The organism is Rhizobium etli 8C-3 (genome assembly GCF_001908375.1).
GTDB classification, from domain to species: Bacteria; Pseudomonadota; Alphaproteobacteria; order Rhizobiales; family Rhizobiaceae; genus Rhizobium; species Rhizobium etli_B.
The window spans coordinates 3,711,117-3,732,500 of sequence record NZ_CP017241.1 but is presented as its reverse complement, the minus strand read 5'-3'; the positions used below and the strand labels follow the sequence as shown (position 1 = coordinate 3,732,500).

The window sequence follows — 21,384 nt, the reverse complement described above, 5'->3', positions numbered from 1 at the left end:
TGTTGACATGAGTAACGATAAAGAGGGTGAGAGACCCTCTCGCCGAAAGACCAAGGGTTCCTGCTTAAAGTTAATCTGAGCAGGGTTAGCCGGCCCCTAAGACGAGGCGGACACGCGTAGTCGATGGGAACCACGTTAATATTCGTGGGCCTGGTGGTAGTGACGGATTGCTCAACTTGTAAGGTCTTATTGGATTGATCTTGCAGGGACGCGGTTCCAGGAAACAGCTCCACCGTATAGACCGTACCCGAAACCGACACAGGTGGTCAGGTAGAGTATACCAAGGCGCTTGAGAGAACTATGTTGAAGGAACTCGGCAAATTGCACGCGTAACTTCGGAAGAAGCGTGACCCCATTTTGGGCAACCAAGGTGGGGTGGCACAGACCAGGGGGTAGCGACTGTTTATCAAAAACACAGGGCTCTGCGAAGTAGCAATACGACGTATAGGGTCTGACGCCTGCCCGGTGCTGGAAGGTTAAAGGGAGAGGTGCAAGCTTTGAACTGAAGCCCCAGTAAACGGCGGCCGTAACTATAACGGTCCTAAGGTAGCGAAATTCCTTGTCGGGTAAGTTCCGACCTGCACGAATGGCGTAACGACTTCCCCGCTGTCTCCAACATAGACTCAGTGAAATTGAATTCCCCGTGAAGATGCGGGGTTCCTGCGGTCAGACGGAAAGACCCCGTGCACCTTTACTATAGCTTTACACTGGCATTCGTGTCGGCATGTGTAGGATAGGTGGTAGGCTTTGAAGCGGGGACGCCAGTTTCCGTGGAGCCATCCTTGAAATACCACCCTTATCGACATGGATGTCTAACCGCGGTCCGTTATCCGGATCCGGGACAGTGTATGGTGGGTAGTTTGACTGGGGCGGTCGCCTCCGAAAGAGTAACGGAGGCGCGCGATGGTGGGCTCAGACCGGTCGGAAATCGGTCGTCGAGTGCAATGGCATAAGCCCGCCTGACTGCGAGACTGACAAGTCGAGCAGAGACGAAAGTCGGTCATAGTGATCCGGTGGTCCCGCGTGGAAGGGCCATCGCTCAACGGATAAAAGGTACGCCGGGGATAACAGGCTGATGACCCCCAAGAGTCCATATCGACGGGGTTGTTTGGCACCTCGATGTCGGCTCATCGCATCCTGGGGCTGGAGCAGGTCCCAAGGGTTTGGCTGTTCGCCAATTAAAGCGGTACGTGAGCTGGGTTCAGAACGTCGTGAGACAGTTCGGTCCCTATCTGCCGTGGGTGTAGGAATATTGACAGGATCTGTCCCTAGTACGAGAGGACCGGGATGGACATATCTCTGGTGGACCTGTTGTCCTGCCAAGGGCATAGCAGGGTAGCTACATATGGAAGGGATAACCGCTGAAGGCATCTAAGCGGGAAACCCACCTGAAAACGAGTGTTCCCTATCAGAGCCGTGGAAGACGACCACGTTGATAGGCCGGGTGTGGAAGTGCAGCAATGCATGAAGCTTACCGGTACTAATAGCTCGATCGGCTTGATCGTTCTCATTGACAATGCTCATCAATATGAGCCAGGACGTGTTCAAAACCAGCAAACCGGTACCAGAAGCATAAAGCTTCTCTCCAGTTCGCTCCAAATCCAGCTTCTCAATTCGTTGCGCTTCGCTGACCTGGTGGTTATGGCGGGGTGGCTGCACCCGTTCCCTTTCCGAACACGGCCGTGAAACGCCCCAGCGCCCATGGTACTTCGTCTCAAGACGCGGGAGAGTCGGTCGCCGCCAGGTCTGCTAAACGCAACATTCTAAATCTTCTCAACACAATCGGCCAAAACACCGGCCCAATAACGCGGTCCCTTCCGATCAAAAATAACGCGGGGTGGAGCAGCCCGGTAGCTCGTCAGGCTCATAACCTGAAGGCCGCAGGTTCAAATCCTGCCCCCGCAACCAAACTTGCAAAACCCCTGCCATAGGCAGGGGTCAGACTGCTGACAAACCCCTGGCTTAGCTGGGGGTTTTATGATTCTGTGGGACATGTTGAAGAAACCTGCCCCCACCCAGACGGCTCTTGAGATGGTGACGCTCGACAGCCTGGTGCCGAAGGATCATCTGCTTCGCAGGATCGATGCGGTTATCGACTTTTCTTTCATCCATGACCGCGTTGCCGGACTTTATTGCGCCGACAACGGCCGGCCGCCGCTCGATCCGACCTTGATGTTCAAGGCTTTGTTCATTGGCTACCTGTTCGGCATCCGCTCGGAGCGTCAATTGGTGCGCGAGATCGAGGTCAACGTCGCCTATCGCTGGTTTCTGCAGATGAAGCTGACGGATGGTGTGTTTGACGCCTCGACGCTGTCGCAGAACCGCCGCCGGCGTTTCAACGACACCTCGGTCGCCCAGGACATTTTTGATCATATCGTTGAGCAGGCAATCGGCCACGGGCTGGTCGATGGTACGGTGCTTTATACGGATTCAACGCATCTGAAGGCGAACGCCAACAAGGGTAAATACGACCTTCAGATGATCGAGAAGTCACGCTCCGATTACTGGGCCGATCTCGACCAGGCGATTGAGGTCGAGCGGGCAGTGCATGGCCAAAAGCCTTTGAAGGAGAAGGAGCGTCAGCCGGAGGTGAAGGAAACCAAGGTGTCGCGCACCGATCCCGACAGCGGCTACATGGTGCGCGACGGCAAGCCGAAAGGCTTCTTCTACCTCGATCACCGCACGGTGGATGGCAAGCTTGCGATCATCACCGACACCCATGTCACGCCCGCCAATGTGCATGACAGTATCGTCTATCTCGACCGGCTGGACCGCCAGCGTCAGCGCTTCGACTTCGAGGTCGGTGCTGTCGGGCTGGATGCCGGCTATGCCACGTCCGGCATCGCCAAGGGTCTCGAAGACCGCGACATTCTCGGCGTCACCGGCTACCGCAATCCGACCCCGCCCAAGCCCGGCATGATGCGCAAGTCGAAGTTTGACTATGAGCCCGAGACAGACGGCTATCGCTGCCCCGAAGGCCAACTCCTGACCTATGCCACCACCGACCGCAACGGCTATCGGCACTACCGCTCCGATCCGGCCATCTGCGGCGATTGCCCGTTGCTGGCTTCCTGCACCACTAACGCCGCGGCGACACGCACCATCACCCGCCATGTCTGGCAAGACGCCCGCGAGCGGACCGACGACCACCGCAAGACACCTTGGGGCAGGGCCATCTACAAGCGGCGAAAGGAGACGGTCGAACGCTCGTTTGCCGATGCCAAGCAGCTTCATGGCCACCGCTATGCCCGCTTCCGAAGTCTCACCCGCGTCGCATGCCAGTGCCTACTGGCCGCCGTTGCCCAGAACATCAAGAAGATCGCAATGGCACTCACAAAGGCTCCAAAACCAAGCCTGGCGTGAGGGCACGAGCCCCTCTTCGGCCCCGCAAACATAACCCCACCCAAAATCCGCTATCCAAAACAAAACAAACCCGCCGAAAAATCGACGGGTTTGTCAGCAGTCTGACCCCTGCCATAGGCAGGGGTTTTTGCGTTGTGCGCCAGAAACCTTCGTAAGCGATGCATACACCCCATCTGGTGATGGCAGGTCAACGGGTTTATCCGTGACAGAGCGATCCAGGAATTAGCTCGGGTGTGAACTTCTATGTCTGCTACTGTGTCTGATCATAGAACCTTCCATATGATTGAGGCCGTCGCCGGCCCATTGGAAGGAGCTCCGCGACAAGTGCGGCGACATTGGTCGAATGACTTCAAGGCACAGGCTGTGGCCGAGACGGTGCAGCCTGGAGCGAGCGTCTCGGCAGTAGCACGGCGACTTGGTGTTGATCCGTCACAGTTGTTCACGTGGCGTCGCATTGCCCGGCAGAAAGCCATGTCTTTGCCGTCGAAAGCCGAGAAGGGGCAGCAAGCTGCCCAAGCATTCCCATCTTCCGCAGTCGACATCATCATCGGTGATGCGGTAATCCGCACGGGTGCCGAGATCGATGAGGCTCATCTTGCTCGGGTGATCCGTGCGGTGCGCTCCGCATGATCCCGGCCGGTGCGAAGGTGTTTCTGGCAAGCCACCCCGTGGACTTTCGCAAAGGTCCAGATAGCCTTCTGTCGCTGGTGCGCGATGCCGGTAATGATCCGTTCAACGGCTCGCTTTATGTCTTCCGTGCAAAAAGAGCAGACAGAATTAAGATCGCCTGGTGGGATGGTTCCGGTGTTTGCCTGTATTCGAAGCGGCTGGAAAAAAATCAGTTCGTTTGGCCGAAGATCGGCCATGCCAGGGTGCAGCTCAACCACGCACAATTGATGGCGTTGATCGACGGCATGGACTGGAAACGCGTCCGTACCGTTGCTGTGAAACGGCCGGAACTTGTTGGGTAAAAGCCCTGCGGCAGAGTGAATCAGGCGGCTAAAACTGCGGGAAATCGTCGGCAAAATGTGCTCTATTTGCAGGCATGACACCAGCCGATCTGCAGCTTCCCGATGACGTTGATGCGCTGAAAGCCATGATCCTGGCGATGGCTGAGAAGGCTGCGCGCGCGGACGCTCTGGAGAGTGAAGTCGCTGATCTCAAGGCTCGCAATGCGGACGCCGACGAGCAGATCGCCAAGCTGAAGCAGGTCCTCAAAGCCTTCGACCGTTACCGCTATGGAAGACGCTCGGAGAAGCAGAGCAAGAACATCGACGCGGATCTCGACGAGCAGGGTGCGTTTGTCTTCGAGGAGATCGAGACCGGCATTGCCGCCATCCAGGCATTAGTCGAAAAAGGAAGAGGTGCAGGCGCTGCGAAACGTGCGCCGCGTCCACGCAAGGGCTTCCCGCCGCATCTGGAACGTATCCATGTGGTGATCGAGCCGGACGAGCTTCCTGAGCATGCCGGCAAACCGAAGATCCTGATCGGTGAAGATACCTCCGAGCGGCTGGATGTCATCCCACCGAAGTTCCGGGTGATCGTCACCCACCGTCCGAAGTATGCCTTCAAAGACGAGGACGGGGTCATCCAGGCCTTGGCACCGGCGCACATCGTCGAGAGCGGCATCCCAACGGAAGCGCTGCTCGCCTATATCGCGGTCTCGAAATACGGCGATGGCTTGCCGCTTTATCGGCAGGAGGCAATCTTCCTGCGCGACCATGTCGAAGTCGATCGCGGCATCATGGCACGGTGGATGGGCAAGCTCGGGTTCGAGCTCGAGATCCTTGCGGACTACACCTTCAACCAGATCAAACAAGGCGAGCGAATATTCGCCGACGAAACGACATTGCCGACGCTGGTGCCAGGATCGGGATCGGCCAAAACCGCGTATCTATGGGCGTATGCCAGGGACGATCGGCCATTCGGCGGAAGTGGTCCGCCGATGGTGGCCTATCGTTTTGAAGACAGTCGATCCGGCGATTGTGTCGCTCGGCATCTCGACGGCTATCGTGGCATCCTGCAGATAGATGGCTACACTGCTTACAACCGCGTCGCCCGACCTGACCGGGGAAACGACGGCGCGCTATTGGCTGGGTGTTGGGCGCACAGTCGCCGCCGGTTTTACGAACTCCATACGAGCGACAGTTCCAAAGTGGCAACGGCGACGATCGAAAAGATGGGCGCGCTGTGGGCGATCGAGGAAAAGGTGCGTGGACAAAGCCCTGATCGGCGTGTTGCCGCCCGCCAGGAGGCGTCCATGGTCGTGGTTGCCGATCTCTACAAGCTGTGGCAAGACACGCTGCCTCGCATCTCTGGGAAATCCAAGCTCGCCGAGGCCATCCGCTACGCCATCAACCGGCGTGAAGCCTTCGAACAGTTCCTTCACGATGGACGGATCGAGATAGACTCCAACATCGTTGAACGGGCTATCAGACCCCAAGCAATCGTTCGGAAAAATAGTCTATTCGCGGGTAACGCCGGCGGCGGCCGGACGTGGGCGACCATCTCAACCCTTATTCAGTCCGCCAAAATGAACGATGTTGATCCGCTCGCTTGGCTAACGCAAACACTCCAACGCATTGCGGCCGGATGGCCGGCCAGCGATATCGACGCTCTCATGCCCTGGAACTTTCAAAAGTAACGGTCTCAGTTCACCGCTTACAAACCTTCGTGTTGGTGAGCGCGACGAATAGCCCACTGCTTTGTAACCGCCCGATTGTCACCGCCTGCCGGATGTCGGCGTGATGGCGTAAGACACGTCTTTAGCGACGTCGCTAGCGACGTGTCTAAGGCGAGGTATGCGATGCGTGTGGAAATTCTGGTGAGGAACGGCGGAGTCGATGGGGGAACGATTCGTCTCGGCTTCGGCTGCGTCGATCGAAGTTCGCCCTTCCATGCGGAGCCGGTTCATCTCACTGGTGAATTCGTCGCAGAACTTCTTGAACAGCTCCGGCTCCATCAGATGATGCCGAAGCGCGTTGAGAACGCCCGCCTCAAGCTGGTCGCGTCGGATGTCCTTGCGGAAATGGTTCTCGGTCTCGTTATCGTCGTTCCGGTTCTGCTTGACGGCTTTCTGACTCTCCTTGACGGCCTGCGAGAGATCGTCATCAAGGACGCGCAACTTCGGCACGTCCTTAATCCACTCCGCCTCAGGGTTCATCCGGGCCTGGCGTTTGCCCGTGTCCGGGTCCTTTATGAAGCGCTGGCGGTTCGGTTCCAGATCAGTTTGCCGACATACATCTTGTTGTTGAGGATGCCATTGCCGCGTTTCGGGTTGCCATTGATCGTGCTGAAGCCCCAATCGCCACCGCCCGGCGCGGGGATGGCCTCCTTGTTCAACTCGAAGGCAATCCGCTTGGCCGATTTTCCTGCTGCATAGTCGCGGAAGATCCGGCGGATGACATCAGCCTGAAAATCATTGATGGTCCGGTCACCACGGACCGGATCGCCGTTCCCGTCAAACTTCTTGACCACGTCATAGCCATAGGCGTTTCCGCCTCCCGAATTGAATCATAAGCAACTGTAATCAGAGGTGAATATCCGGCGGCATTAGGCGCGTCGTCGTCGGTCCAGGCGAAATCTGACGTAGCGAAGCGCGTCACAGAAGACGGAAAATACTGACGTTGGTCCGGCCTGCCGAGATCGTCGGGAACTCGCTCTGCCATCCTGTCCTCACTTGTCGGCGCTGCAAATCTGGACTATATATCCAGACATAGAATGGAGGATAGCCATGGGCAATGCCGCACAGAAAAGAGCCACGCAGAACTATCGCACGCGCCTGACGCAGCGAGGCCTCACACGCTTCGAGATCATGGCGCTTGAATCCGACCGCGAACTAATCCGCACGCTTGCGCGTCGCCTGGCTGAGGAAGGCCCGGAAGCGGAGCACGTCCGCTCGGCCGTCAAGACAGCCGTCGGCGGCAAGCCGCCGAAACCCGGAAATATCCTGACCGCTTTGCGGCGCTCGCCCCTTGTTGGCGCCGAACTCGACCTTTCCCGCCCCCGTGAAGAGGGGCGCAAGGTCAATCTGTGACGCGCTATCTTCTCGACACCAACATCATCAGCAACATCGTAAAGCCAAAGCCGTCGGAGTCGCTTCTGGCCTGGATGGGCGAGCAGCGCGACGAGAATCTGTTTATTGCCTCGCTGACAATCGCCGAAATTCGGCGCGGTATTCTGGAAAAGCCGCGAGGCAAGAAGCGTGACAGCCTCGACGCATGGTTCGCGGGTTCAGAGGGGCCGCAGGCGCTGTTTGCCGGCCGTATCCTGTCCTTCGATGATAAAGCCGGTTTGGTCTGGGCGCGACTCATGGCGGAGGGCAAGATGGCTGGCCGCCCCCGCGGTGGTCTCGACATGATCATTGCGGCTGTCGCAGGCGCAAATGACTGCGTTGTGGTGACGGACAACGAAAAAGACTTCATGGGGCTCCAGATCATAAATCCGCTGCGCGGCGGCTTGGAGGGGGGAGAATAGAATAATGACGGCTGCGCCGCCTGTACCTATCGAGCATCAACTCATTGGCTTGGCGGAAGACGGCAACGCCGGCGATCTTCTGCTTGGGCTCGACCAGAAACAAGGCCGCATTCGCCTCCAAGCGCTGATCTCCGAATGGTTGCGGATGGAAAACCTCGTCGTTCTGGCGGGTTCCGGCACGTCGGTTTCGGCGGGTGGCACGACAATGGCGAACCTCGAAATTGCCGTCTTTGCGACAATTGAGGCTCTTCCCGACGTGCCGGCCTCTATCGGCCCGATCATCAAGGCACGGCAGGATGCCGTTTCTCTGGCCGATTTTCTTGATGAGCCGACGCTAGGGTTCGAGGCCTGGCTTGTCGCCGAAAATGGCAACGCGACCGCTCGACAGGTCTCGACATCTAGGCCTGTCCAGTAGCCTTTGTCATCCGGCGAGCCAAAGCCCACGGTGCCTTGGCTTGCGCCGCAGACGATATGGCCACGGGCTTTGACCTTGTCCAAAGTCGGCCCCGCATGAGCGACGGTTGCCGCAAGCGCGACACCCGCGGCACGGTGGCAATCTTCCAGTTTTTCATGTTGTCGTTCCCTTTATTGTTGTTGAGCAGGGTAGGTACAGCCCGTTTTCGCGATCGTCGGTTCAGACGCGACGAGATCCACTATCGGTTCGAGGTCCGCCCAAAGGTCGTCTTCATCCTCAAGGCCGATGCTGATTCGAAGAATTGTCCCGGCATGCGCGTTTTCATCGGCTGCGCGACTGATGGTCATCGGTGCGAGCAGGCTGTGGGTTCCTCCCCAGGATGCGCCGATAGAGAAGGTTTTCGCGGCTGTTAGCAGGTCTGGCAGGGCTTCTTCGGCGTTGGCGGGAATGACAACGCTGAACACGCCGCTCGCTCCGGCAAAGTCTCGCTTCCAGACGTCATGTCCGGGTGCGGCTGGCAATGCAGGATGAAGGACAAGACCTGGCGCAACCCGGCTTTCGATCCGCTTGGCGAATTCGATGGCTACTCGCCCGGAATGGGCAAGGCGAACGCCCATCGTCTCCATACCGCGCAAGGCCAGCGCGCAGTCATCTGGTGAGACACCGAGCCCGATCATCCGCATCGTATCCTTGAGACGGCGATGCAGGTCGATATCATTGACCGGCTATCGCCGGGACAAGAAGCTCCCGGGTGGGAGTGCGCGGACATCTGGATCGGCTATTTTCGTCGCTCTGGCCACTCTGGCACGGCGCATGCTGTAGCCGTAATCCAATACGCGCGTTCCATCCATGATGAAGAGTTGGGCCCTGTCAAAACCGGGTTGCAGCATCGCGGTGACGGTGATTACCTCGTAAACTCGAGCGATGCGGAAAGGCTCTTCGGGGTATACGTGAACGAGTTGGTTCGCCGCAGGCGAAGCGCTGTGGCTGCATGCGCCGGCCCACGGGACGAGCATGAACTCGTAAACCAAGTCTCCTTCCTGATCGATCGGCAGGATGAAGCCCGTTAGCTCGACTGCCTGTGCATCCTCTTGCCATGCAAGACTTTCAGCTTCCGGCCGATCCATCGCAGCAAGCGATTGTACCGATCGATCCGGCTGGTCATCCGGCCGCAAATCGCGCCATGAAATCGATTTAGCGCCTGCAAATGCAGCCGAAGACAGGCAGGAGAAACCAAAAAGAAATACAGCGGTCTTTAAGAGGGGATGATCGCACATCATACTTGCGCTCCGAATACAACAGGCGAGCACCACCATTGATCGAATACGCAGCCGATTCAAGATGCCCGCATTGATGAATAGAGGCCGATCTACCTCGGTTTCCTCGCAGCTTTGAGGGCGCTATGAACGCCTGCGTGACCGGCTCAAGCCGATAGGCGAGAAAGGTGAGCGAGTACCAGAACCGCTTTTCGGCCGCCTAAAGCTTTTCTTGGTCAGAGAACCAAGCGCAGATTCTGGGCATATTGCGCTCGAACCCACCGGGGATGAATAGATTGAGCAGCCTCGCGGTCGCCTCTCCGGTATTTCGGAAATCGTGGAGCGTGCCGGCAGGTATTCGCAAGAAGGTCCCCGGCGTGCAGTACCGCCAGCAGTTGCCGATGAGGATTTCGGGCACACCCTCGAGCACATAAAAGACCTCGTCATTTGCGACATGGCTGTGCTCGCCGATACCGTTCAGGCCAGGCTCGAGGATCCATTCTGACACCGAATAGGCAGCCTCCGTCTTGGCTTCGTCGGCCTTGAACACGCCGGTGAGCAGGCCAAGCCTATAGTGTCGCCCTTCTCCCGGCTGCAAAAGGATGACGTCGCGACGGCGGTCCGACAGACCGTCCTTCCCTAAACGCTTCTTCAACGGAGCCATGCCGGCTCTTTCAGTTCGATCGCCGCCCGCCGCGTTCATGCCCCAGTCTCCTCGTTCCAGCGGCGCTGTATTTCCTCAGCCGCGACATCTTCGATCTTCTGCGAGAGCATCCACCGATGGCCGAAAGGATCGACGACCATGGCGACGCGCTCGCCATAGGCTTGATCTGCGGCTGCCCGCAGAACGACGGCCCCCGCCTCGACGGCCCGGGCAAGATCGGCATCGAGCGACAAAGTTGCGAGGTGGAAAGTTACAGGAGAGCCGCCGATCGTATCGGGGCTCAACGCGCCGAAATCGGGATACTCGTCGGCGATCATGACGGTGCTTTCACCGATCTTGAGTTCCGCGTGGCCGATCCGACCGTCACGGGGATCCGTTAAACGGAAAAGCTCCTCTGCGTCGAAGGCGCTTCGATAGAAGTCAATCGCCTCCCGAGCGTTCTTGACGATGAAATAGGGCGTCAGAGACGAAATCGAGGTGGACATGGGCGGTCCCCTTGTCGTCAGCATTTGATTACGTTACGTTACGTTTCATAATTGAATGAGTCAAGAGCACATGAGCCCACCGAAGCGGCGCGGAAGACCGCCAAGCCAATTGGCGCGGGCGAGGATCCTGAAAGCAGCGCACGACATCCTGATCGAGGACGGGTTTGGCCATCTGACCGTCCAGGCGGTTGCCGCGAGGTCCGGTGTGGGCAAGCCGACGATCTACAGGCATTGGGCGAACGCCTCCGAACTCGCCATGGCCGCCTTGATGTCCGGAGATCCGGGCGCCTTCGAAGAGGGCGGGACAAATCTGCGATCCGCGCTTACGGCGCAAATGCGATCGCTGATCCAGGCCTTTGCCACGACGAGAGGGCGCCAAATCGCCATGACGCTCGCGGCCGCCGACCCCGAAAGCGAATTTACCAAGGCCTTCCGCACCCAGGTCATCCTCTCGAGTCGCGAGGCCGGTCGTGCCTTGTTGCTCGAGGCGGCCGCGCAGGGAGAGATTGTGCTGCAGCAAGACCTCGAAGTGCTGCTTGACATGATTTACGGACCCGTCTTCTACCGGCTGCTCGTCGGACATCGCTCACTCGACGCGGGCTTCGCCGACAGCATCGTCGCGATTGCGCTGGAGGTCGTGGCTAGGCCCGAGCGATAGGTAATATGAAAAGAGATGCTTGGAGGGCGTCGCCCCCTTAAAGATCGAGCGCTTCAGCCCCATCACGGGTGTCAGCAACATCGAGCCGAAGCGCCGATGCAGAAAATCAAATACTCTTGGTTAATCCCAGTTTAACCTGTGTCTGCTCATCGAACGTGAGGGTGGGCTTGGGATTTTCGATCCGGAGTATCTTGGAACCCTGCAGATGGAACGTTCGCGCTGCTCAATCACCAGGGGACGCGGCAAAGAGCCTCTCCAGATCAGCGCTTTCTAAAGCGCTGATGCGCTAAAAGAGAAACGGCGTGTCAAATCAAAATGTGAGCTGCGTTCAATGCAAGTCTCGGTGCAATCACGCCCCCGCAACCAGAATTTACGAACTATATCAACAAGAAGGCCCTACCATCGTGGAGGGCCTTCTTGCGTTCGGGCCTAGCACATCGCAAGCGATGAGTTGCCCGTGGGAACAATGGCGCAACCCAGCACCAGGAAACCAGAACCTAGTTCCCAAACCTTCCTGATTGCTAAGGCGAAAGTCCACAGAATGCTAATATAAGCTCTCTAAATATAGCTTTCGATGTGATAAAATTAACGCCGGAAAACGCCCGGCTCCAGGAGGAGATGCGGGGGATCTTTCGGTTTGTCGGAAAGTGGTTCGCACCGGCGTCGTAGTAGCATTTTCCGCCATGCCGGAAAGGGCGAGGCCTCCTATGAAAGGCCTCTGGATAACAGCTCGGAATGGGAGGTGTGCAATGCTTCGCAAATTGTTTCTCACCTTGGCTATTGCGACGTCCGCACTCGCGATCAACGGAGTCGCGTGGGCCGACATCACGATCCTCGTACCTTCGGGCAGCGAGGGCGACGGCCTTAGGGCCGCCGCTGAAGACTACGCGAAGATGAAGGGCACGAAGGTGGAGGCCGTTCAGGCGCCTTATGCCAACGTGTTCGAGCAGGGCGCCAATGCCGGCGCCACCAAGTCCGGCGTCTTCGATATCATCCTCATGGACGACCCGTGGATTCCGTTTTTTGCCGAGAACGGACATCTGGAGGATCTAACGGCTTTCTTCAAGAAGGCCGGAATGGAAGGACCGGACAGCGATTTCCTTTCGAAGTCGCTGGCGGTCTGCCGCAACCCCTATAATACGGGACCCTATGTATGTCTGCCCTATGTAGGAAATGCCCAGATGTTCTTTTATGACGCTGCCAAGTACAAGGAAGCTGGCGTTGATGTCCCGAAGACCTGGGATGACGTGCTGAAGGCGAGCAAGATGCTGACCGAAAACGGAGGTGGCCGTTATTTCGGCTACGTCTTCCGCGGCGGTCAGGGCAACCCCGTGGTTGCCGATTTCATGCCGATCTTCTGGTCTTATGGCGCGGATATGTTCAACTCCGACCGAACCAAGGTAACGATCGACACGCCGGAAGGGGCCGCTGCCATGAAGACATTCATGGCGCTGCGCGACGTCTCGCCGAAAGGCGTGGAGAGCTACAATGCCAACGAGGTCGGCACGGCGCTAGCCGCCGGTACTGCTGCATCATCGATCAACTGGCCGAACTGGGTTGCGACCTTCGAAGATCCGAGCCAGTCGAAGATGGTTGGCAAGATCTCCTACAGCCCCATTCCCGCTGGAACCAAACCGGGCAGCTCGGAAATCGGCCACTGGACCATGGGCATCATGTCCGCTTCCAAGAACAAGCAGGAAGCCTTCGACTTCATGGTGTGGGCGACCTCGGCCGAACAGATAAAGATTTCCGCCACACGCGGCAATCCGCCTGTCCGGACCTCGGTCTTCACCGATCCCGAACTGACCTCGCAAGAGAAGTTCCGACACTATCCAGTGCTGATGGAGGCGATCCAGGCCTCGACCCCCCGCCCGCGTCACCCGAAGTGGCCGGAGATCGAAAATGCCTTCGGCATAGAGCTTTCCAAAGCCGTCGCGGGCACGGTCACACCAGAAGAAGCCCTAAAGAATGCTCAGGAGGCGGTCTCACGGATTACGAACATTTACTAGCGCATAACGATTTCGGAAAGGTTATGCGCAGGTTCAAAGGGATAGAGCGTCTTTAGCGTGTCCAATCGGACGCGGCGCTCTGTTTAGCCGCCAGGCGGAGCCGGGTTTGCGGACCCAAGCCGGGATGGCGCTCTACGGAAGAGGGCAATGTTGACGTCCGAAAGCGGCACATCGACTGCAGAGTTCCGGCCGGGTAGTGGTCTGGAGCGTTGGGCAGAGCGTCACCTGCGCTTCCTCATGCTTGCGCCGACGGTCCTCATACTGCTGGGGCTGACGATCTTTCCCAGCGTCTACATGTTCTATGCGGCGGTTCACAAAATCAGCCCGAATCCCGATCTGCCCTGGGAGTTCGTCGGTGCCGGCAATTTCGCGCGGCTTCTTTCCGACGCGCAATTTCATGTCGCGCTATGGAACACCACCATATTCACAGTCGTGGCGGTGGCGACCGAATTCCTGCTTGGTCTCGGTCTAGCGCTGCTCCTCGATAAATTCATCCGCAGGCTGACTTTTCTGAAGACCGTCCTGATGATCCCCATGATGCTGCCGCCGATCGCGGTCGCCATCACATGGAAGCTCATCTATGAGCCTCAATTCGGCGTCCTAAACGAAATCATGTTCCGCCTTGGTCTGCCATTGCAGGCATGGGCGGGGGACGTGAACCTCGCGATGTTCTCGATCATCGTCGCTGATGTCTGGCAATGGACGCCGTTCATATTCCTTCTGATGTTGGCGGGATTGGCCAGCCTGCCGGTTGAGCCCTACGAGGCCGCCGCGCTCGACGGCGCCTCGTCCTGGCAGCAGTTCCGGGACTTGACGCTGCCCTTCCTCAAGCCAGTTATCGCGATTGCTTTGCTCCTGCGTGTCATGGATGCACTGCGTCTTTTCGATCTAGTCTTCATCCTAACGGGAGGAGGCCCGGCTGACCGGACCAAGGTCTTGAGCCTTTACATCTATCAGGTCGCCTACCGCTTCGCCGATCCCGGCTACGCGGCGGCGATGTCGCTTTTCGTGCTGTTTGTGACGATCATTCTGAGCACTTGGTTCATGAAACGCATGCGGCTAGCGGACTAACCATGACAATGGCAAAAACCATACACGCGCGCAGCCGCACCAAAGAGGTGCTCATCCGCTTGTCGGCCTATCTGACGATCCTTGTCGCGCTAGTCGTCACACTTTTTCCCATCTATTGGATTGCATCGAACTCATTCAAGTTTGATATCGACATTTTCGCAGTGCCGCCGGAGTGGCTGCCCGTAAACCCGACGCTGAAACACTACGACCAGGCGTTCATCCAACGACCGTTTCTGCGCTACGCCCTGAACAGCTTTCTTGTCGCCGTCGGAACGACCATGGTTTCCGTGACCTTCGGCACCATGGCGGGCTACGCCCTGGCACGGTTCAGCTATCCGTGGCAGTGGCGGAAGCAGATTTCGTTCTGGATCCTGTCGACGCGCATGATGCCGCCCATCGTCAGCATCATTCCGCTCTATCTGTTCTTCAACTATTTCGACATGCTCAACACGAAGTCGGCTCTCATTGTCGCCTACACCGCGTTCAATCTGCCCTTCGCGACGTGGATGATGAAGAGCTATTTCCAGGATCTTCCGGTCGAGCTGGAGGAGGCAGCGATCGTTGACGGCGACACGCGATGGGGCGCATTCCTTCACGTAGCGTTGCCTCTCGCCCGGCCCGGGCTGGCGGCTACTGCAATCTTCTGTCTGATCATCTCGTGGAACGAGTTTCTGTTGTCTCTCATCATTACGCTGACCGAGCAATCGCAGACGCTGCCGATCGGTATTGCCGGGCGCGTAACGCAGTACAACACCTATTGGGGCGAAATCAGTGCGGCCGGGTTCATGGCATGCGTGCCAATCGTCATCTTCGCCTTCATCGTCCAGAAGCATCTCGTCCGGGGATTGTCTCTGGGCGCCGTCAAAGGTTGAATCCTATGGCGTCCGTCACGTTCAAAAACGTCTGCAAGAAGTTCGGCGAATTCGTCGCCGTGACAAATTTCAACCTCGAGATCAGGGACAAAGAGTTTCTCGTTTTGCTCGGACCTTCCGGTTGCGGCAAGACAACGACTATGCGCATGGTTGCGGGTCTCGAGGAAGCAACGCTGGGCGATATCTACATCGATACGGACCGCATCAATGGTGTTTTGCCCAAGTATCGCGACGTTGCAATGGTCTTCCAGTCATATGCTTTGTATCCGCACCTCACCGTTGAGGACAATATCGGCTACCCGCTGAAGATCCGCAAAGTGCCACCTGCTGAATGCAAGCGACGGATAGCCGAAGTCGCACGGCGTGTGGAGCTCGACTCGATGTTGTCACGTCTGCCGAAGGAACTTTCCGGCGGTCAGCGCCAGCGAGTAGCTCTCGCTCGCGCCATCGTCCGTACGCCACGGGTTTTTCTCATGGACGAGCCGCTGTCCAATCTCGATGCCAAGCTTCGCACCCAGATGCGCGCCGAGCTGAAGCACCTTCAACATGAACTGCAGGTCACGACGATCTACGTCACCCACGACCAGATAGAAGCCATGACGCTTGCCCACCGCGTGGCAGTGATGAACAAGGGCGTGATCGAGCAGCTCGGGACGCCGCGAGAAATCTACAACGATCCGCGCACCCTCTTCGTTGCCGGATTTATAGGCTCGCCGCCGATGAACCTGATTCCGGGGGAAGTGAGGAACGGCGTATTCGTTAGTGCCGGCCTCAAGGTGGGGGGTATCGGCCAGGCAAACCTCTCTCACGCCGTCCTCGGTGTCCGCTCGGAAGACGTCCATCCGACCGAAGCCGCGGATCCGGACATCAACCTGGTTGCGCCGATCTATTCGGTGGAACTCACCGGCGAAAACACGCTTGTCAGCCTGCGGTTGGGTGGCCAGCTCATGACCTTGCGCGCCGACAAGAATTTCATAGGTCTGATCGACCAGCAGATCGGCGTCAAGGTTGCCACGGATCGGGTGTTTCTGTTCGATGGAGAGACGCAAGATCGTGTTGACTTCTAGCCTTTGCGCGGCGGCGATGGCGGTCACCCTTGCATTCCGCGGGGCCGCTGCCGATGTCGGCCCGATCATTGGAAATCCGCTGATTGAAATTCCAGCGGGCGCGTTCGTCTTTGGCCGTGACGACGGCCCCGAAAACGAACGCCCGCGCCGCGCGCTGGAGGGTCGAGCGTTCGCGATTAATCGTACCGAGATCACCAATCGGCAATATTGGCGCTTCATCCATGCCAGCGGTCACCGTCCGGCCTTCTACGCGAATCATCCGATCCTGGGATTGGACGACAGACCGGTCGTCGGAGTGAACTGGGAAGACGCCAATGCCTTTTGCCGCCACTACGGATTGGCTCTGCCGTCGGAGCAGCAATACGAGAGGGCAGCGCGAGGACCAGAGGGCGGCGCGTTTCCATGGGGCGCCGAGCGCCCCGGCAGTATGCGGGCAAATTCCGGAGCGGATGCCTGTTGCACCGCCGACGCGCGCGATGGCTACGTGATGACTGCGCCTGCGGAGGCCTTTGCTGCCGGCGCGAGCAAAGAGGGCGTACTCAATCTGATCGGCAATGTCTGGGAATGGACTAACGATTACTATGCGCCGTATGAAGGCGGGACCGTCGCAAGAAGCAGCGGGCTATACCGCGTGCTTCGCGGCGGCTCATGGAACAGCGATCCCAATCACCTTACCACGACCTATCGCCTCGCCTATGATCCCGACTTCCGGTTCTCGGCCAATGGTGGCTTCCGATGCGTCCGTTCTGCGCCTTGATTATTGTCACTGGTCTCCTGTCCCTAGCAGCCAGCGCTGGCGCCGAGCCGGCGGTTGCGCCCGGCTACAAGCTCGAGACCTTTAACATGCCGGGCGCCGCTTTCGCCGGCCTGTCCCGTGATGCCGGAGGCTTGCTCGTCAGCGACCTCGCCAGCGGTCGGCTTTACCGGCGTGGTGTGGATGGCAAGCTTGTCACATTCGGTCCGATATTTCCCCATGGCTTCGACGTGATCGGCGACCCGACCGGTCCCTATCGTGTGGTCCGGACCGGCGATGTCTTTGTGGTCGCCCAGGGGTGGACACCGGTCAATTCCGATGAGGGTCCGTTTGATCACGCTCTTGTTGCGATCGACGCCGCCGGTCACGCCCGTATCATCAGCAGCGATTTCTGGAATCCGTTCGATTTCATCGTGGCGGGCGGAACCTACTACGTGATCGACTCCGCTCGAAACAGCGTCGAACGGCTGCAGGCGGACGGCCGGAAAAGTACGCTCATGACATTCCGCCGCATGGCGGGTGCGGCAACGGGGTTGCGCAGCCTTTCGCCGACGGAGTTCGCGGAAGGCAACAGCTACGAAGTCGACGCGGTGCCGACCGGCATCGCCCTTCGAGACGGGCGCCTCTATATTGCGTTGTTCGGCGGCTTTCCTTTCCTTGCTGGTGCTGGAAAGATCGTTTCGCTTCCCGAAGCCGGCCATGCGTTGAAGCCGCAGCTTGACGTCGAAGGACTCAATGCGCCAGTGAGTATCGCTTTCGACAATGATGGAGAGATGCTTGTCCTCGAACACGGCACCTATAACCAAAAAGAAGGTTTTCGGGAGGGTAGCGGGCGGTTGCTCGAGCTCAATAAAATGACACACGACCGAAAGATCATTCTCGACGGCCTGACGCGACCAGTGTCCGTCCTCGTTTGGGACGACCGGGGGCTCGTCGTTTCCGAGTTAGGCGGCAATCTCCATTTTCTGACACGCGAAGCTGCCCGTTGACCACCGTCGCGAAAGTGCTTCGAGGCATGGGCTGCTTATCGGTGCCTACATCCGAAGAAGGCCATACAAGTCTCTGTGGTTTCAGGCCCCCGCAACCAGATACACAAAAAGCCCGCCACACGGCGGGCTTTGTGCGTTCAGGCGGCCGGAAAACGCGAAGCATAAACCTCCTGTCCAGTTCGCTCAAATCCAGCTTCTCAATTCGTTGCGCTTCGCTGACCTGGGGTTATGGCGGGGTGGCTGCACCCGTTCCCTTTCCGAACACGGCCGTGAAACGCCCCAGCGCCCATGGTACTTCGTCTCAAGACGCGGGAGAGTCGGTCGCCGCCAGGTCTGCTAAACGCAACAATCTAAATCTTCTCAACACAAACGGCCAAAAACAATGCCGGCCCAATAACGCGGTCCCTTCCGCTCATAACAATAACGCGGGGTGGAGCAGCCCGGTAGCGCGTCAGGCTCATAACCTGAAGGCCGCAGGTTCAAATCCTGCCCGTGCCCGCTACCTCAACCGCAGGCACCCTCCCGCGCAGCGGGTTCGTTCTCCGGCCCAAAGCGGACGCAGACGGATGTCCTTTTGTGGCCCGAAGGTCACCTGCGCCCGATACCGCTCAATCGATCTGAAATGCCGAAGCCCCGCTACCAGCGGCAACGGGGCTACGGAGTGGGCAGGACCCATCGCACGCGCGCTTATAAGTGAAGCTGCTTCAATAATACGGGGATACGCACGGCTGACGAGGCCCATAGTAGGGCTGGAAGCTGTTGTCGTAGGCACTATACGAACGATAGCGCGAGTAGCACCAGTCAACGTGGGCCGAGTTCGAGTTCGAATAGGCCGGACGTGGTGGCGACGCAATCGCTCCGCCGATGATCAGTCCTGTTCCAAATGCTGCAAGTGGATACCACCAACCGTCACTATGCCGGTGATAGCCATCTCGATTGTAGCGATAACCCCGGTAGCCATTGTAATAACCTGATCGCGGACCAGCGCTGTAACGTGTGCCGCTGTAGCGATTGTATCCGCGCGCGTGCGGCGGGCCACCGTAGTGACCCGGCTTGTGGTGGACCAAGTCCACGCCCAGAGCGCTCAAATCCGTCACCCGTATCTCTGAAATAGGCATCGCTTGGGCTGGGGCCACGCCAGAAAATACCGTAGCAATCGCGATTAACAATGGACCAGTCTTTTTCATCCAGTCACCAACTTTTTCCATCGGGGTAATTTTGGGGTGATTGGAATGAACCTAAGATGAACGTGGCGATGATAATGGGAGGTGGACCACGCGGGTAGCTGCCGCCAGCTATCACATTCATCTCGTACATAGGCTGATGCCGGAAATACTGATGGCACCACCAATATCGCTCCCGTCGTTCTCCATGGAGCTGCCATTGTCGGAGGTGTCAGCGTCGGGCTCCTGGACTGGGCAGTCGAGCGTCTCTTCATCCGCTGCCTGTCAAACCTGTGGGCTGCTTAATGGCAGATCGAGTACGCCCGAGCTCCGGGCGAAAATCGAATGTCTGCTTTTGGCGCCATAGTTGATATATTTCGAATTATCTCGCCAAGAAACATGGTAGGTAGCCTACGGTGTTGGGCGCGACGTGGAGTTATTTACAAGTCTCTGTGGTCTTAGGCCCCGCAACCAGATACACAAAAAGCCCGCCACACGGCGGGCTTTGTGCGTTCTGGCGGCCGGAAAACGCGTGGTCTCCCCTAGAAGCGACGAGCCGACCTGGCCCTCGGTCAAGCACTCCTCCAAACTCTACATGCGGCTAAATCAGGACGTGGTGGCGCGCCGCCTCGCGGCCGTCGATGCGGCTGAGAAGCATCTCCGCAGCAGGGCTTTTAGCGGTGAATCAAACGGCAAAGAGAGCGGCGGAACCGCCGCTCTGCCACGGGAACGAGGCTTAACAGCCCCGAGCGTTTTGCAGCGCTTGCACAGTTCATCTCGACGCAGCACTCGCGATAGGCCTCTTCTGTAGGCTGGTGTAAGCGATCAAGAAATATAACGTCACGCCCGGGTATAAATCCGGAGTTGATTTCAAGTCTGTTTTTACGCATATTTTCATTATCGACAGTATATTTCAAATATTGAAGTATATTTTTCCGTAATTGCTGATGGATCGCCGCATGCTCGTATTTTCAGATGAGAATTTGGAGGTGATACACCATTCAGGATCATCTCCCTATCTTCTCGTCACCTTTAATGAGATGGAAATGAAGGCGAACGGCAGCCGCTTCTGGGGGCAGCGGTTCTGCGAGAAAGCTGACATTTCGGCGCTTGGCTTCATCAGCCGACGGCCGAACTGGTTTCCGGCGGCGAGCGTCGTCAAGGCGGTCGAGGCGACTGCGCCCATCCTGCGCGCAGCACCGGAGCGGATCCTTTACGGGCACTCGCAGGGCGGCTACGCGGCGTTGCGGTACCGAAGGCGCTTCAACGCCGCCGTTGCCATCGCTTTTTGCCCTCAGGCCTCGATCGAACCGAAGGCCGTTCCTTTCGATGGCAGGTTTGCACGCCATTTCTCGCCCGACCTCCACGCCAACATGGGGATTGCGCCTGATCACGCAACTGGCCGGGCCTATCTCTTCTTCGATCCGTTCCACGCCGTCGATCACCAGCACGCAGTTCGCATCGCGACGCTGCAGGCGAGGACGCATCTCGTGCCGGTCCACATGACAGGCCATGGCACCGTTCGGGCGTTCACCGGAACGGTACGCGCCCTGTCGCTGATCGACGCCTGCCGCGAAGACGATCTTCCGCGTCTACGCGCTCTGGCTCGCGCAGCCCGAGTCATGGCGCCGATGCGTCCCTATCAGATCGCTATGACGGCAATCACCAGGCATCGGGCCTGGGCCGACCGGTTTCATGCACGCTTCGGATCGGCTTTCTCTGCGGTCGAGCGAGCAAACTTCCTCTATCATCGGGCCAACCGCCACATTCTCGACGGTGAGCTTGCGACGGCGCGCACAATGCTTGTGGACGCCATGACATATCAGCCGGAGAATCCTGGTTTCGCCCGCCGGTTAGCGGAACTGGACGGCCGTATCGCGCGCCGCCTCGGGGCGGAGGACGCCGCGCAATTGTGATCCGAATGTTGCCGAGCCACTCGACAAGATGGCCTTGCTGAAGAGTGACAGCTATTTCAGGTCCAACGCTTATGGTTGCCGGCAGCATCCTTGTTCCAAACCGGCGGCGGGATGATGGTCTTGCGGACTTTCGTGTGCATGTAGGGAGCCTTCCGTGCGATCTTGCGAACGGCTTCTCAAGAGTTCGGTTGATCGAACCTCTCTTCGTCGAAGCGCTTTCAGCGCT

20 protein-coding genes, 2 tRNA genes, 3 rRNA genes and 2 pseudogenes (1 of these 27 cut by a window edge) are annotated in these 21,384 nt (G+C 58.2%); 21 read left to right on the top strand and 6 right to left on the bottom strand.

All coding sequences use genetic code 11. The features are described from left to right. The 8 genes and pseudogenes from AM571_RS18450 to tnpC all read left to right on the top strand — a co-directional run. Positions 1-1,505: ribosomal RNA gene (locus AM571_RS18450) — 23S ribosomal RNA — on the top strand (it extends 1,449 nt beyond the left edge of the window). A gap of 126 nt (positions 1,506-1,631) precedes the next feature. Further along, a 5S ribosomal RNA gene (gene rrf / locus AM571_RS18445) occupies positions 1,632-1,746 on the top strand. Positions 1,747-1,831: 85 nt separating this feature from the next. After that, positions 1,832-1,908 (top strand) — tRNA-Met (locus AM571_RS18440). Positions 1,909-1,992: 84 nt separating this feature from the next. Further along, the gene (locus AM571_RS18435; RefSeq protein WP_074063104.1) at positions 1,993-3,363 is read left to right on the top strand and encodes an IS1182 family transposase; all 1,371 of its coding nucleotides are present in this window, start codon (positions 1,993-1,995) and stop codon (positions 3,361-3,363) included. A 243-nt stretch (positions 3,364-3,606) separates the two neighbouring features. After that, positions 3,607-3,792 (top strand): annotated as a pseudogene (locus tag AM571_RS38410) (transposase); the annotation flags it as partial. Between the two features lie 42 nt (positions 3,793-3,834). Continuing rightward, the gene (locus AM571_RS37465; RefSeq protein ID WP_237358504.1) at positions 3,835-3,993 is read left to right on the top strand and encodes a hypothetical protein; all 159 of its coding nucleotides are present in this window, start codon (positions 3,835-3,837) and stop codon (positions 3,991-3,993) included. Continuing rightward, positions 3,990-4,334, top strand: coding sequence for an IS66 family insertion sequence element accessory protein TnpB (gene tnpB / locus AM571_RS18425; RefSeq protein ID WP_074062277.1), 345 nt, complete (start codon positions 3,990-3,992; stop codon positions 4,332-4,334). The genes AM571_RS37465 and tnpB overlap by 4 nt, the downstream gene beginning before the upstream one ends. A gap of 74 nt (positions 4,335-4,408) precedes the next feature. Further along, complete coding sequence (gene tnpC / locus AM571_RS18420; RefSeq protein WP_074062276.1) at positions 4,409-6,007, top strand: IS66 family transposase; 1,599 nt, start codon at positions 4,409-4,411, stop codon at positions 6,005-6,007. Between the two features lie 279 nt (positions 6,008-6,286). Here tnpC and AM571_RS38405 read toward each other — a convergent pair. Continuing rightward, positions 6,287-6,870: pseudogene (locus AM571_RS38405) on the bottom strand (recombinase family protein); the annotation flags it as partial. A 226-nt stretch (positions 6,871-7,096) separates the two neighbouring features. On the opposite strand from AM571_RS38405, the gene AM571_RS18405 reads away from it, so the two are divergent. From AM571_RS18405 to AM571_RS18395, 3 genes are read left to right on the top strand one after another with little or no spacing between them, the layout of a single operon-like run. Next, on the top strand, positions 7,097-7,399 hold the full coding sequence (locus tag AM571_RS18405) for a hypothetical protein (RefSeq protein WP_074062639.1): 303 nt from the start codon (positions 7,097-7,099) through the stop codon (positions 7,397-7,399). Further along, positions 7,396-7,839 (top strand): type II toxin-antitoxin system VapC family toxin, encoded by a 444-nt coding sequence (locus AM571_RS18400; protein WP_074062638.1) that lies wholly within the window; start codon positions 7,396-7,398, stop codon positions 7,837-7,839. Before AM571_RS18405 ends, AM571_RS18400 begins: the two co-directional genes overlap by 4 nt. Before the next feature lie 4 nt (positions 7,840-7,843). After that, a complete protein-coding gene (locus tag AM571_RS18395) occupies positions 7,844-8,254 on the top strand; it encodes a hypothetical protein (RefSeq protein ID WP_237358511.1) in 411 nt (136 codons plus the stop codon). Between the two features lie 170 nt (positions 8,255-8,424). Here the strand turns inward: AM571_RS18395 and AM571_RS18385 are convergent, their stop codons facing one another. The 4 genes from AM571_RS18385 to AM571_RS18370 form a co-directional block, all read right to left on the bottom strand. Then, positions 8,425-8,931 carry a PLP-dependent transferase gene (locus AM571_RS18385; RefSeq protein ID WP_237358510.1) on the bottom strand — a complete coding sequence of 169 codons (507 nt, stop codon included), beginning with the start codon at positions 8,929-8,931 and terminating at the stop codon, positions 8,425-8,427. 48 nt (positions 8,932-8,979) lie between these two features. Beyond that, positions 8,980-9,594 carry a DUF3299 domain-containing protein gene (locus AM571_RS18380; RefSeq protein WP_237358509.1) on the bottom strand — a complete coding sequence of 205 codons (615 nt, stop codon included), beginning with the start codon at positions 9,592-9,594 and terminating at the stop codon, positions 8,980-8,982. A gap of 136 nt (positions 9,595-9,730) precedes the next feature. Further along, positions 9,731-10,213 (bottom strand): cupin domain-containing protein, encoded by a 483-nt coding sequence (locus tag AM571_RS18375; RefSeq protein ID WP_237358508.1) that lies wholly within the window; start codon positions 10,211-10,213, stop codon positions 9,731-9,733. Further along, on the bottom strand, positions 10,210-10,659 hold the full coding sequence (locus AM571_RS18370; protein ID WP_074063347.1) for a VOC family protein: 450 nt from the start codon (positions 10,657-10,659) through the stop codon (positions 10,210-10,212). The genes AM571_RS18375 and AM571_RS18370 overlap by 4 nt, the downstream gene beginning before the upstream one ends. Before the next feature lie 55 nt (positions 10,660-10,714). On the opposite strand from AM571_RS18370, the gene AM571_RS18365 reads away from it, so the two are divergent. The 9 genes from AM571_RS18365 (at position 10,715) to AM571_RS18325 (ending at position 18,578) form a co-directional block, all read left to right on the top strand. Beyond that, the gene (locus AM571_RS18365) at positions 10,715-11,317 is read left to right on the top strand and encodes a TetR/AcrR family transcriptional regulator (RefSeq protein WP_074062637.1); all 603 of its coding nucleotides are present in this window, start codon (positions 10,715-10,717) and stop codon (positions 11,315-11,317) included. Between the two features lie 749 nt (positions 11,318-12,066). Further along, positions 12,067-13,326: an ABC transporter substrate-binding protein gene (locus AM571_RS18360; RefSeq protein WP_074062636.1), complete on the top strand. Its 1,260-nt coding sequence runs from the start codon at positions 12,067-12,069 to the stop codon at positions 13,324-13,326. 147 nt (positions 13,327-13,473) lie between these two features. Next, positions 13,474-14,397 (top strand): carbohydrate ABC transporter permease, encoded by a 924-nt coding sequence (locus tag AM571_RS18355; protein WP_074062635.1) that lies wholly within the window; start codon positions 13,474-13,476, stop codon positions 14,395-14,397. Between the two features lie 2 nt (positions 14,398-14,399). Beyond that, positions 14,400-15,269, top strand: coding sequence for a carbohydrate ABC transporter permease (locus tag AM571_RS18350; protein WP_074062634.1), 870 nt, complete (start codon positions 14,400-14,402; stop codon positions 15,267-15,269). Between the two features lie 5 nt (positions 15,270-15,274). Then, positions 15,275-16,336, top strand: a complete 1,062-nt coding sequence (locus AM571_RS18345; protein WP_074062633.1) for an ABC transporter ATP-binding protein — start codon at positions 15,275-15,277, stop codon at positions 16,334-16,336. A 16-nt stretch (positions 16,337-16,352) separates the two neighbouring features. After that, complete coding sequence (locus AM571_RS18340; protein WP_074062632.1) at positions 16,353-17,093, top strand: formylglycine-generating enzyme family protein; 741 nt, start codon at positions 16,353-16,355, stop codon at positions 17,091-17,093. Continuing rightward, the gene (locus AM571_RS18335) at positions 17,072-18,079 is read left to right on the top strand and encodes a ScyD/ScyE family protein (RefSeq protein WP_074062631.1); all 1,008 of its coding nucleotides are present in this window, start codon (positions 17,072-17,074) and stop codon (positions 18,077-18,079) included. The genes AM571_RS18340 and AM571_RS18335 overlap by 22 nt, the downstream gene beginning before the upstream one ends. A gap of 219 nt (positions 18,080-18,298) precedes the next feature. Further along, a 5S ribosomal RNA gene (gene rrf, locus AM571_RS18330) occupies positions 18,299-18,412 on the top strand. Between the two features lie 94 nt (positions 18,413-18,506). Continuing rightward, positions 18,507-18,578 (top strand) — tRNA-Met (locus AM571_RS18325). Positions 18,579-18,783: 205 nt separating this feature from the next. Here AM571_RS18325 and AM571_RS18320 read toward each other — a convergent pair. Beyond that, entirely contained in the window at positions 18,784-19,266 is a 483-nt protein-coding gene (locus tag AM571_RS18320) for a BA14K family protein (protein ID WP_074062630.1), read from the bottom strand. Between the two features lie 935 nt (positions 19,267-20,201). Between AM571_RS18320 and AM571_RS18315 the strand changes: the two genes are divergently transcribed. Beyond that, positions 20,202-21,158, top strand: coding sequence for a hypothetical protein (locus AM571_RS18315; RefSeq protein WP_074063346.1), 957 nt, complete (start codon positions 20,202-20,204; stop codon positions 21,156-21,158). The last annotated feature ends 226 nt before the right edge of the window (positions 21,159-21,384 follow it).

Coding starts and splice junctions, on each gene's coding strand:
- tnpB (WP_074062277.1), top strand. CDS start 3,990: ATGATCCCGGCCGGTGCGAAGGTGTTTCTGGCAAGCCACCCCGTGGAC.
- AM571_RS18360 (WP_074062636.1), top strand. CDS start 12,067: ATGCTTCGCAAATTGTTTCTCACCTTGGCTATTGCGACGTCCGCACTC.
- AM571_RS18335 (WP_074062631.1), top strand. CDS start 17,072: ATGCGTCCGTTCTGCGCCTTGATTATTGTCACTGGTCTCCTGTCCCTA.
- AM571_RS18375 (WP_237358508.1), bottom strand. CDS start 10,213: ATGAACGCGGCGGGCGGCGATCGAACTGAAAGAGCCGGCATGGCTCCG.
- tnpC (WP_074062276.1), top strand. CDS start 4,409: ATGACACCAGCCGATCTGCAGCTTCCCGATGACGTTGATGCGCTGAAA.
- AM571_RS18370 (WP_074063347.1), bottom strand. CDS start 10,659: ATGTCCACCTCGATTTCGTCTCTGACGCCCTATTTCATCGTCAAGAAC.
- AM571_RS18405 (WP_074062639.1), top strand. CDS start 7,097: ATGGGCAATGCCGCACAGAAAAGAGCCACGCAGAACTATCGCACGCGC.
- AM571_RS18355 (WP_074062635.1), top strand. CDS start 13,474: ATGTTGACGTCCGAAAGCGGCACATCGACTGCAGAGTTCCGGCCGGGT.
- AM571_RS18340 (WP_074062632.1), top strand. CDS start 16,353: ATGGCGGTCACCCTTGCATTCCGCGGGGCCGCTGCCGATGTCGGCCCG.
- AM571_RS18320 (WP_074062630.1), bottom strand. CDS start 19,266: ATGAAAAAGACTGGTCCATTGTTAATCGCGATTGCTACGGTATTTTCT.
- AM571_RS18315 (WP_074063346.1), top strand. CDS start 20,202: ATGCTCGTATTTTCAGATGAGAATTTGGAGGTGATACACCATTCAGGA.
- AM571_RS18350 (WP_074062634.1), top strand. CDS start 14,400: ATGACAATGGCAAAAACCATACACGCGCGCAGCCGCACCAAAGAGGTG.
- AM571_RS18345 (WP_074062633.1), top strand. CDS start 15,275: ATGGCGTCCGTCACGTTCAAAAACGTCTGCAAGAAGTTCGGCGAATTC.
- AM571_RS37465 (WP_237358504.1), top strand. CDS start 3,835: ATGTCTTTGCCGTCGAAAGCCGAGAAGGGGCAGCAAGCTGCCCAAGCA.
- AM571_RS18365 (WP_074062637.1), top strand. CDS start 10,715: ATGAGTCAAGAGCACATGAGCCCACCGAAGCGGCGCGGAAGACCGCCA.
- AM571_RS18395 (WP_237358511.1), top strand. CDS start 7,844: ATGACGGCTGCGCCGCCTGTACCTATCGAGCATCAACTCATTGGCTTG.
- AM571_RS18435 (WP_074063104.1), top strand. CDS start 1,993: ATGTTGAAGAAACCTGCCCCCACCCAGACGGCTCTTGAGATGGTGACG.
- AM571_RS18385 (WP_237358510.1), bottom strand. CDS start 8,931: ATGATCGGGCTCGGTGTCTCACCAGATGACTGCGCGCTGGCCTTGCGC.